Here is a 10,550-nt window from a genome sequence, read left to right on the forward strand (position 1 = left end):
AAGCTGGGAGATGTCCATGAGGAGATGCTATATTAAAAGTGAGTTGATCACATCCGATCCATTTTTGTTTAACTCTCCATTGCAGGCGATCGCCTAATTTGTTCCAAGGTTGTTCGTCATACCTGCCGTCGATCTTACCGCCGACACTAAGGTAAATTTCCTTCTGAACGCTGAAGCCAAAGCATCCATTGCTGTACTTTACCCACAATTGGTCAATTGTGCGCAGGTCAGTACAGGGAAAGTTTAAGAGTTCTTCATCCCTAATCCAGTCCTTTTCCTCGCGATCGACAGCTTGCAGCATCACCAGGTAAGTTTCATAGTCAGCTTCTTTCCACTTTCCTGCTGCTAGGAAATCTCGCAGTTTCGTGTAGTCTACGCCTTTTTCTGAACTGAGGTCATCAATGCTTGTATGCAATTGACAAGTCTCAATGCGAGAAAACAGACCACCAACAAATACACATAACCATGCTTTGGTACTGCTTACCACAAAACGGTATGGGAACGGCAGGTGTCCGTCTGGTGTAGAGGTATCAAAAGTAAGTTTACCATATGTGATCCAGTTTCCCAAAACTCTCCAGCCTACGTAAGCGCCAAATTTATTCCAGACTTCATCACCATAACTGCTGTTGAGATGACCACCGACACTCAGATAAATTTTCTTTTGAACGCTGAAGCCAAAGCGCCCATTGCTGTATTTTACCCACAGTTGGTCTATTGTGCGCAGGTCAGTACAGGGAAAGTTTAAGAACTCCTCTTGCCTAATGTAGTCATTTTCTTCGCGCCCGACAGCTTGAAGCATTACCAGATAAGTTTCATTATCAGCTTCTTTCCACTTTCCTGCTGCGAGTAAGTCTCGTAGTTTCGTGTAGTCTACGCCTTTTTCAGAACTGAGATCGTCTTCGTCAGTTATTGAGGGTGGAGGTTCAGGGGTAATATCTTTTGCTATCTGTTCGTGTGAACTCGTCGCCTCATCCGCCTCCTCTTCCTGCTGACGTGCTGGGATTAACCCCGTCTCAATTGGTGCAATATCTTCATCTCTGAGTTGCAAAACTTGCTGCAAGCGCTTCAAATCCTCTCGCGTGTGACGGCTGAGAGTACCTTCTTCCTCTAACGCCTCAGTCAGTGCTTCTTCATATTCTTGTAGATTTTGCTGGCGCTTGCGGTAAGGAACAAGTACTTCATTCTCAATTTCTTTTGCTTCATCCGCCGACAAACCCAGTTCACTCTGGCGACGATTGAGAATCCGGCGTCCTACACGTGAAAGTTGACCATCTCGAATGCAGCGTTCTACTTCTTTACGATACTCCAATTTCGGATCGCCTATCGGAGCTTTTGCCAGCTGAATTTTGTAACCCTCTTTGATGACATAAATCTCTGGCTTCATTGCGGGTGCTGCTTCCTGCACTTTCTTGCGCGCATACTCATGCAATTCATCCACGGAAATCACACCGTCATTATCCGTGTCAGCCGCGCCTTTCTCAATTCCTTCTACAAGATAGCGGGTATAAACTGATAACTTAGAATCCTCTTGTTCAAAAGAATACTGAATGGCGGTGGAAGAAGTCAAAACTGCCCGTCCTTCGACTTCTTGTAGTTTCTTGGTTTCTGCCAGTTGGTTCTTGATATCCAAACTGCCATCATCTTTTGCTCTCATGCCTTGGGCAAACGCACCGCTAAAGCAACAGTCAAGAATAATCACCTGTCGCCGCGAACCCCTATTTTCCATGAGGTTGTGTATCATACTAGCAGCAACAGCAGTAGTTCTGACCAATTCTCCCTTGGTGTTTTTACGAGTGTTAGATGTTGCCAGGTAAAGTCTGCATATGTCATCTTTAATACCATGACCAGAAAAATACAGCAGCACCAAGTCATCCTTTTGTCGATTGAAGAATAGCGTTTCAATTGCTTCTTCCATCGCTTGTCGTTGAGGATTTTTCAGTACTTTGATATCACCTGGTGCAAACCCGCCCATGTCTGGATGCTGCAAAACTCGCTGCATGGCATCGACATCTTTAACAGCAGCAGCTAGCGGGTTTAAGCCCGGTTCGTACTCACTCACTCCTATCAATAGTGCTACTTTCGCCATGTTTGTTAGTTTACTCTGGTTTCAGCAATTTCTGTATTGCCTTGATTAAAGTAATGGTTACTTTAACGTTTGATGTCTTAGCCATAATATTTTCAATATTCGTTTTATTATGAATAATATTATACTTGCGAAAATTCCACCGTATGTAGATATCAATTCAAAAATAGACGATTCCGGAAACTTGGGCGATCGCTCTTGCAGGTGACCTCTAAAATGAATATCTATACTAAAGGGAGCATTTGAAATAGGAGTAATTCGCTACAAATGTGAACCAAACCACCCATAACAGGCGGTATATGACGCTAAATATTAGCCGACGTAAATTTGTTTTGTATGGTTGGGCGACTTTTGCGACTAGCATATTGCTGAAAGCTTGCAGCACTAACCAAACTACGACACCAACAGCTGGTAGTGGTGGGGAAGAATTTAAAATCGCGATCGCACTTCCTGGAGTCATCAGCGATCAAACTTGGAATCAATCTGGTTACGAAGGCGTAAACCTAGCTAAACAAAAGCTAGGTGCAAACGTCGCTTATGTCGAACAAGTCGCCCAAGCAGATCAAACAGAAGTATTAACAGACTTTGCCCGCAAGGGTTATAATCTTGTATTCGCTCATGGTGGACAATTTGATGCTGCTATGGAACAAGTCGCGGCACAATTTCCCAATACATTTTTTGTCTGTGTCAATGGTAATACTAAGGGAGAAAATTTTGCCTCTTTGCGAATAGATCACTTGCAAGGTAGTTATTTGTGTGGCATCATTGGCGCTGCTATGACGAAATCTAATAAATTAGCTTATATTGCTGGACAAGCTTTTCCCGCTACACAAGAAGAACTACGGGGATTTGAATTAGGAGCAAAATCAGTGAAACCGAATATTCAAATTGCTTCTACATTTACAGGTGATTGGAATGATGTTGCTAAGGCAAAAGAAGCGACTCTTGCTTTAATTGCTTCCGGTGCTGATGTCATTTATCAATGGTTAGATAGTGCTTCACCCGTAGTTTTACAAGCAGCTAGTGATAAAGGAGTTTATGCTTTTGGAAATACAAAAGACCAGTTGGAGATTGCCCCAAAAGCCGTTTTGACAAGTGCAGTGAAACGCTTGGATATAGCTATAGCTTATTTGGCAGAACTCGCTAAACAAAAAAAAATCAAAGGACAGATTTATTCTATAGGTTTAGAAAGAGAAGATATATTATCTTTTGGTCAATTTGGGACAGCAGTGCCGGAAGCTGTGAAACAAAATGCTTTAAAAGTAAAACAGGAGATTGTGGATAAGAAAATTACTTTTGAAAATTGTCAGGAAGCTGGGAAAGATACGCGTTGTGTTAAAAAAGTATGAGCCTATAGCAATCCTATTGAATTATAAGAATTATCGAACCGCCAAGCCTGCCCTCGAGCGAAGCGAAGGGACGCCAAGATCGCCAAGAGAAGAGAGAAGAGAGAAGAGAGAAAAGATAATTTTACGAATGGTTTAGGATTGCGGTAAATGCATTTACGTTTAGAAAATATTAGTAAACGGTTTCATTCGTTTGTTGCTAATGAGAATATTAGCCTCAGTTTTGAGGCTGGTAAAATTCATGCTATTTTAGGTGAAAATGGCGCAGGTAAGAGCACTTTAATGAATATTATTAGTGGTCTCTATCAACCTGATACTGGAAAAATTTATCTAGAAGATAAATCAGTAAGAATGACTTCACCAAATGAAGCAATTAAACTAGGGATAGGCATGGTATGTCAACATTTTATGCTTGTGCCTCAGTTAAGTGTCACTGAAAATATTATCCTGGGTACAGAAAATAGTTGGCGTTTAAATCTGCGACAAAAACAACAAGAAATTACAGCTTTATCCCACGCTTATGGGTTAGAAATTGACTCGACAGCTATAGTAGAAAGTTTGCCTGTAGGGACACAACAGCGAGTAGAAATTCTCAAAGTTTTATATCGCCAAGCAAAACTCTTAATTCTCGATGAACCAACGGCAGTTTTGACACCCATAGAAGTTGAATCATTAATTCATATCTTGCGACAACTGGCAGCGGCTGGCAAGACTATTATTTTTATTACTCATAAGTTAGAAGAGGTTATTAATCTCTGTGATACAGTCACAGTACTACGACGAGGTAAAGTCGTCGCGACAACGACAACTCAAGAAGTGACTCCTCAGGAATTAGCAGAATTGATGGTGGGGCGAGAAGTCAGTTTACAAGTTAAGAAATTATCAAAAGTACCGGGAAAAGAGATTCTTTCGGTACAAAATTTGGAAGTAGTTGATGATAGAGGTATTGCTGCTATCCGTAATGTTTCGTTTCAATTACGGGCTGGGGAAATTTTAGGAATTGCTGGTGTCGATGGTAATGGACAGCGAGAATTAGCTGATGCAATCGCAGGTTTAAGAAGTCTCAAGAAAGGTACAATTGAGTTTCATAACCCTTCCTCTCAAGTTAGGCAAGAAGTCGGTTACATCCCTGAAGATAGGCAGAAAATGGGTTTGGTGTTACAGTTTAGCATTGCCCAAAACTTGATTTTGAAAGCTTTTAAAAACTTACCATTCTGCCGCAATTTTTTATTACAACCAACAAGAATAAAAAATCATGCCCAAATTGCAATGCAAGAATTTGATATTCGGGCGAGTGGGGAAGATATCAAGGTAAGCCAACTATCGGGGGGAAATCAACAAAAGGTTATATTGGCGCGAGAATTGGCGGGAGAACCAGATTTAATTGTGGCGATGCAACCCACACGGGGATTAGATGTAGGGGCGATCGCCACAGTTCATTCTCGATTATTGGCAGAACGCGATCGCGGTGCCGCAATCTTGTATATTTCTACTGAGTTAGAAGAAGTCATGGCAATGAGCGATCGCATTGCCGTAATCTACAGAGGTGAGTTTGTCGCTATTTTGGATGCACAGACAGCAACAGTAGAAGAAATTGGTTTATTGATGGGTAGAGGAACACAGAGGAGAGAGGCTTAGGAATATAAAATGCCGAGTCTTTACATCATTGGTGGTGCAAATGGTTCAGGAAAAACCACCGTGTCTATGAGTTTATTGGCGAATTTTTTAGACTGCTTTGAGTATGTGAATGCAGATGCTATTGCTGCTGGGCTTTCCCCATTAAATCCAGAATCGATGGCGATTGTTGCAGGAAGATTAATGATTACACGACTGCGAACGTTATCTAATTCAGGCAGTGATTTTGCGTTTGAAACCACATTAGCTGCCAGAACTTTTGCACCTTTTATAATTGAATGTAAAGCCAAAGGCTACATAATCAATCTCATTTACTTTTGGTTACAAAGTCCTGATTTGGCAGTAGAACGGGTAGCACAACGAGTTGCTAGCGGTGGACACTCAATTCCAGAAGATGTGATACGTAGACGCTATGAAAGGGGGAAGAAAAATCTGATTTCTTTGTATTTACCGTTGTGCGATCGCTGGATTATTTATGATAACTCTAGTAAGAATGCTAACTTAGTAGCTGAGTTGAGTTATAGACAACAACTTATTGTCTATGAAAATGCAACCTGGAATCAAATCAGAGGATAAAAAAATGGCTGAGAAAGAATTAGAACTTTTATCTAGCAAAATTGATGCTGGAGTTAAAGCAGCAATTGCAGCCGCTGTTGAACGACATCGTAAGCTTGGTCAATCAATTAGCATTATGCAAAATGGTAAGATTGTCATATTAACGCCTGATGAGATTTTAGAACTTCAGAATCAACAGAAGAATGCCAGTCAATCATTATAACAGCGATAGCTAGCCCCTTAGGGGGCCGGAGCTAACGCTGCTGCTTTCGGCAGATCGCATTACCGTAATCTACAAGCGATGAAGCCTATTGTTGTAGAGAAATGGTATAAGATAGAAAAGTATCGCCCAAATTTTTAAAACTAAAAGATATCAACACTGTCGATGAGCAAACCTGTATCTTTTCAGACAGTCATTGAATATGTAGAGGCTCTTTCGACTGAAGAGCAAGATTTACTACTCGAACTTATTTCTAAAAGACGGATTTCACAACGGCGTAAAGAAATTGCAACAAATGCTGCACAAACGCTGAAAGCAGTTAGAACAGGTACAGCCAAGCATGGTACTCTAGAGGATCTGCGGGCTGATTTGTTAAGTGAAGAATGAGAGTTCTTGTTTGGGATAGTAGTTTTAGGCGTGCTTTTAAACGAGTTATTCGTAAAAATCCTCGCTTAGAAGAAACAATTTTTGAGGTTTTGGAATTACTTGTAACTGATCCATTTGCACCGAGTTTAAAATCACATAAGTTAAAAGGTGATTTAGAGGGTTTGTGGGCTTGTTGGGTTGAGTATGATTGCCGTATTATCTACACATTTGAGCCAAATCCTGATGAGGATGAGGAAGGAATTGTGCTAATCGATATTGGCACTCACGATGAGGTTTATTGAGAAATGAGTGGAAGGCGATCACCATGACTACAAATAAACGCTTTCAACTCCTACCACCAATCTTATCACCGCTGATTGCAATCGCCTCTGCTCTCATCGTCGGTGCTATCCTCATATTACTTGCTGGGGCAAATCCCATCACCGCCTACACCGCTTTATTTCAAGAATCTCTTTTTACTTACTTTGGGTTTGGCAACACTCTCACCAAAATGACACCCCTATTATTCACCAGTTTAGGGGTATTAGTCGCATTGCGGGCTGGTCAATTTAATATCGGTGGCGAAGGACAAATTTACCTCGGTGCGTTGGGTAGTACTTTAATTGGGTTATATGTGCAAGGATTACCTGCTGTCATACACATTCCCCTCGCACTTCTCGCTGGATTTCTCTTTGGTGCGGTTTGGGGTTGGATACCCGGTTATCTCAAAGCAGTGCGAGGAGTCAATGAAGTTATTACCACCCTATTATTGAATTACATCGCGGTGAATTTAGTTAGCTACTTGGTGCAAAATCCCTTAAAAGCACCAGCCGCACCTAGTCCTTATTCGCCTTTGATTGCTAAATCCGCACAGTTGCCTATTATCTTACCACAAAGTCTTGCCCATGCTGGCATAATACTTGGGTTAATTGCCGCTGGAGTGTTGTGGGTGTTATTAGTGCGATCGCCTCTAGGATACCAAATTGCCGCTGTCGGTTTTAACCCCACAGCAGCCCATTATGCCCGGATTTCTGTTAAAAATACCATCATGCTAGTGATGGCGTTAGCAGGTGGTTTAGCCGGGTTAGCTGGTGCATCTGAAGTCACGGGGTTGAAGTACCGCTTATTTGAGGTGGTGTCATCTGGTTATGGGTTTGATGCAATTGCGATCGCTTTTTTAAGTCGCGGTAGTATTAGCGGTGTCGTGTTGACTTCTTTATTTTTTGCCGCTTTGCGTAGTGGTGCGAATGTCATGCAACGTAGTGCTGGTGTACCTGTGGCTGTAGTTTATACAATTCAAGGATTGACTGTGTTATTTATTGCCATTAGTCTGGCTGTAGAAATAAGGTTAAGCAAACACCAAATTCCTAATGGTTGAAAAATTTTACTTTGTTTGCTCACGACTTAAGAATAAAAAAGAATAAAAAAGGAACAGTTAAGAGGAAAATAACTAATGACAACTGACAATGATATCAAGTTCGCTTAATCACTTATAAATACCGAAATACCCCACCCGCGCACCTCAAGCACCCTCCCCGAACTCGCGGGGAGGGTTAGGGAGGGGTAACGCGAGGACTGCAATGATAACTAATCATCCGAACTTGATATGACTATTGACTATTCTGATTACTTTGTTGCTAGTTTAAATTTAGCCGTACCTCTAGCATTTGCTGCCCTTGGTGGAATGTATTCGGAACGGTCGGGTGTACTAAATATTGCTCTGGAAGGTCTGCTATTAACTGGTGCTTTTACTAGTGCCGCTGCCACCTTCCACACAGGAAACCCTTGGCTTGGTGTTCTCTGTGCGTTGATTGTTGGAGGATTAGTCGGTTTACTCCACGCTTTCTTATGTGTCACTTTATATGTTAATCAGTTGGTGTCGGGGTTAGCGATTAATCTGGTAGCTGCGGGGTTAACATCGTTTTTAGCGCGGTTAGTTTTTAATAGCAGTATGACTCAAAGATTACCAGGAATTGAGCCTATTGTCATTCCTGGTCTTGCGAAGATACCTATACTTGGAGTTATATTGTTTCAGCAAAATGTTCTTGTCTATTTACTGTTAATTCTAGTTGCTGTCAGTATCTATATTTTATTTCGTACTAGCTTTGGGCTGACTTTGCGGGCGGTGGGGGAATATCCTAAAGCAGCTGCGACGGCTGGAGTTTCAGTCTCAAGAGTGCAATATTGGGCTGTAGTCCTCAGTGGCTGTCTTGCTAGTTTAGGAGGGGCTTATCTGACTTTGGTGCAGATAAGATTTTTTACAGAAGGTATGAGTGCAGGTAAAGGATTTATTGCGATCGCCGCTTTAATATTTGGTAGGTGGCATCCTTTAGGTAGTACTCTGGCTTGTTTTTTGTTTGGCGCGACGGAAGCTTTACAGTTACGAATTCAAGCTTTGGGTGCAAATATTCCTTACCAGTTTTTGGTTATGTTACCGTATGCGATCGCTTTATTTGCATTACTAGGATTAGCTGGTAAATCTATACCTCCCCAAGGGTTGGGTGTTCCTTATTCGCCAGAAAATCAGCAAGACAATTAACAATAGTGTTAAATAACATGTGACCAGAAGAGGAAATTGGGTGGTAAACTATAACAAAATTTGTGAGAGCATGATTTCTGTGCAATCAGCTTTCTTACTTTCATGCCGACAAATGACTCCCAATTGCAAATCCAAGCTCGGAGAGTTTTGGATGCAATTGCCTTCATACCCTTTGAACAATGCCAGCCTTTGAGCCGCGACTTTGCCAACATTCCTGCTCGTCCTGGTATCTATGCAATCAGACATAAAACTGATGGGTTGCTTTATATAGGTAAAACCAAGAGTCTGCGTGCTCGCTTCAGTGGTGGGCATAAGGCTTTTTTGTGGGCGTGGCTCGACAAATATAGCGATGAAGATATTCGTATTGCGGTGCAGCCAATTTCTCACTGGGAAAACCCTGCGCTACTATTGGAGTTAGAAGCAATTATTCACAAGGGCTACCGAACCTCCTTACAACGTCCAAATTCCACCCGAAAGGTGAACCTATGCAAGCTAAACTTCAAGAGCAACTTACGAGCGCTGATGCCGAAGTTATCTTAGGGCGTTTACCTAAGCGAATTCGAGAAGCTCTGATTGCTCGTGCTACTGAAATTGAGTATCCAGTCGAAGCAGTAATTGAAATGGCGATCGCCAGTTTCCTTGATACAGAGGCATTGGGTTTTGCAGATTGCAAACCAGGAAGAGGGCAATAAAAAGGCGTTGCTGATTTGAAGTATGAATCTAGTTTTGTCATGCTGAATGTAGCGAAGCGAAATGAAGCATCTGCAGAGATTCTATGTCTTTGGGACACGCTGCGCTAACGCTTCACTTCGTTACGTATGCCCTCCGGGCACGCTGCGCTAACAGAATGACAATTCATACGCTGATTCAGCAACGCCAATAAAAAATTATGATTTTAGTCATTTGTAGAACCACAACAGGTCTAATTCCTGCTTGTTCTGTGCCTACAACTGGATTTAGATCGCACAGAACGACATCTCCTCGTATAATATCTACCACTGAATTTCCCCACGAGCCAAGCGATTCTCGTAGTCTTCCAAGTTGGGGAGATACTCACAAAAGTCTGACTCTACCATTTCCCTAGACTCAGCAGACTCAAGCGACACCTCCCATTGCTTACCGCTATGCTTCCAAAGCAGGAAGTCGATAAAATCGCTAACTTTTTCAACCAGAGACTCTGGCATTTGGCGAATTTTAGCTATTGTTTGGTCATGTACAGTCATGCAGTTTAGATTGCTGGTTGTGATTGTATTTCTAGGATACTCGCTGCTACGATTTTTGGAGAGGTCTAGTAGGTAAATCAACTAAGGGAAAGTATATTTTTGTAGCATTTACCTTACGTCAGAAAGAAGAGGAAATATTAATTAGACCAATCAGTGCCCGTTACATGCACGAAAAAGAGGTGCTTCGTTATGAAGAAAATCTTGCCAAAAATGACAACTGATGAAGAGGTAGAAAGTTTACTAGAACAAGACTTATCTGACTATCTTCATGAAGACAATTTTAAACCTGTTAGTTTTGAATTCAAACCTAAAGACAAAACTGTGAACTTACGAGTTTCACCAAGAGTTACTAGAAAAAGTCAAAACAGTTGCCAAAAAAGAAGGAATATCGTATCAAAAATACATCCGAAGGGCAATAGAGAAATCTTTGGGTGAATAACGTGTCGTCTATCCTTTCACCTGCGAGTCTCAAACACTCGTCGTCGAGTCTCAAACACTCGTTCGCGAGTCTTAAACACTCGTCGTCGAGTCTTAAACACTCGTGCGAGAGTCTTAAACACTCGTCGTCGAGTCTTAAACACTC

The 10,550-nt window shown here is 41.8% G+C and carries 13 protein-coding genes and 4 pseudogenes; 12 read left to right on the plus strand and 5 right to left on the minus strand.

Annotation, left to right across the window (positions count from 1 at the left end):
- From DP117_RS37410 to DP117_RS37420, 3 genes and pseudogenes are all read right to left on the minus strand, one after another.
- Positions 1-487 (minus strand): GUN4 domain-containing protein (locus DP117_RS37410; RefSeq protein WP_339381090.1); only part of this gene is annotated, 487 nt, incomplete at its 3' end.
- A 15-nt stretch (positions 488-502) separates the two neighbouring features.
- A pseudogene (locus DP117_RS37415) lies at positions 503-898 on the minus strand (GUN4 domain-containing protein); the annotation flags it as partial.
- A 540-nt stretch (positions 899-1,438) separates the two neighbouring features.
- Positions 1,439-2,086: pseudogene (locus DP117_RS37420) on the minus strand (caspase family protein); the annotation flags it as partial.
- A 296-nt stretch (positions 2,087-2,382) separates the two neighbouring features.
- Here DP117_RS37420 and DP117_RS31580 point away from each other — a divergent pair.
- The 10 genes from DP117_RS31580 (at position 2,383) to DP117_RS31625 (ending at position 9,436) form a co-directional block, all read left to right on the plus strand.
- On the plus strand, positions 2,383-3,432 hold the full coding sequence (locus DP117_RS31580) for a BMP family protein (RefSeq protein ID WP_169222132.1): 1,050 nt from the start codon (positions 2,383-2,385) through the stop codon (positions 3,430-3,432).
- Between the two features lie 147 nt (positions 3,433-3,579).
- Positions 3,580-5,067: an ABC transporter ATP-binding protein gene (locus tag DP117_RS31585; RefSeq protein WP_169222133.1), complete on the plus strand. Its 1,488-nt coding sequence runs from the start codon at positions 3,580-3,582 to the stop codon at positions 5,065-5,067.
- Between the two features lie 9 nt (positions 5,068-5,076).
- Positions 5,077-5,640, plus strand: coding sequence for a zeta toxin family protein (locus tag DP117_RS31590; RefSeq protein WP_169222134.1), 564 nt, complete (start codon positions 5,077-5,079; stop codon positions 5,638-5,640).
- Positions 5,641-5,644: 4 nt separating this feature from the next.
- Positions 5,645-5,842 carry a hypothetical protein gene (locus tag DP117_RS31595; RefSeq protein ID WP_169222135.1) on the plus strand — a complete coding sequence of 66 codons (198 nt, stop codon included), beginning with the start codon at positions 5,645-5,647 and terminating at the stop codon, positions 5,840-5,842.
- A gap of 162 nt (positions 5,843-6,004) precedes the next feature.
- Positions 6,005-6,226 carry a hypothetical protein gene (locus DP117_RS31600; protein WP_169222136.1) on the plus strand — a complete coding sequence of 74 codons (222 nt, stop codon included), beginning with the start codon at positions 6,005-6,007 and terminating at the stop codon, positions 6,224-6,226.
- Complete coding sequence (locus DP117_RS31605; RefSeq protein ID WP_169222137.1) at positions 6,223-6,507, plus strand: type II toxin-antitoxin system mRNA interferase toxin, RelE/StbE family; 285 nt, start codon at positions 6,223-6,225, stop codon at positions 6,505-6,507. Before DP117_RS31600 ends, DP117_RS31605 begins: the two co-directional genes overlap by 4 nt.
- A gap of 23 nt (positions 6,508-6,530) precedes the next feature.
- Positions 6,531-7,583, plus strand: a complete 1,053-nt coding sequence (locus DP117_RS31610; RefSeq protein ID WP_169222138.1) for an ABC transporter permease — start codon at positions 6,531-6,533, stop codon at positions 7,581-7,583.
- Positions 7,584-7,811: 228 nt separating this feature from the next.
- Positions 7,812-8,744 (plus strand): ABC transporter permease, encoded by a 933-nt coding sequence (locus DP117_RS31615; protein WP_169222139.1) that lies wholly within the window; start codon positions 7,812-7,814, stop codon positions 8,742-8,744.
- Positions 8,745-8,846: 102 nt separating this feature from the next.
- On the plus strand, positions 8,847-9,284 hold the full coding sequence (locus DP117_RS31620) for a GIY-YIG nuclease family protein (RefSeq protein ID WP_169222140.1): 438 nt from the start codon (positions 8,847-8,849) through the stop codon (positions 9,282-9,284).
- A complete protein-coding gene (locus DP117_RS31625) occupies positions 9,230-9,436 on the plus strand; it encodes a hypothetical protein (protein WP_169222141.1) in 207 nt (68 codons plus the stop codon). Before DP117_RS31620 ends, DP117_RS31625 begins: the two co-directional genes overlap by 55 nt.
- A gap of 175 nt (positions 9,437-9,611) precedes the next feature.
- Here DP117_RS31625 and DP117_RS37105 read toward each other — a convergent pair whose 3' ends face one another.
- The gene (locus DP117_RS37105) at positions 9,612-9,743 is read right to left on the minus strand and encodes a type II toxin-antitoxin system PemK/MazF family toxin (protein WP_339381089.1); all 132 of its coding nucleotides are present in this window, start codon (positions 9,741-9,743) and stop codon (positions 9,612-9,614) included.
- Complete coding sequence (locus DP117_RS31635; RefSeq protein ID WP_169222142.1) at positions 9,737-9,967, minus strand: hypothetical protein; 231 nt, start codon at positions 9,965-9,967, stop codon at positions 9,737-9,739. Before DP117_RS31635 ends, DP117_RS37105 begins: the two co-directional genes overlap by 7 nt.
- A 210-nt stretch (positions 9,968-10,177) precedes the next feature.
- On the opposite strand from DP117_RS31635, the pseudogene DP117_RS37110 reads away from it, so the two are divergent.
- Both DP117_RS37110 and DP117_RS37115 read left to right on the plus strand, forming a co-directional pair.
- Positions 10,178-10,243: pseudogene (locus DP117_RS37110) on the plus strand (CopG family transcriptional regulator); the annotation flags it as partial.
- 102 nt (positions 10,244-10,345) lie between these two features.
- Positions 10,346-10,406: pseudogene (locus tag DP117_RS37115) on the plus strand (CopG family transcriptional regulator); the annotation flags it as partial.
- Positions 10,407-10,550: the final 144 nt, after the last annotated feature.

Source organism: Brasilonema sp. UFV-L1 (assembly GCF_012912105.1).
Lineage (GTDB): Bacteria > Cyanobacteriota > Cyanobacteriia > Cyanobacteriales > Nostocaceae > Brasilonema.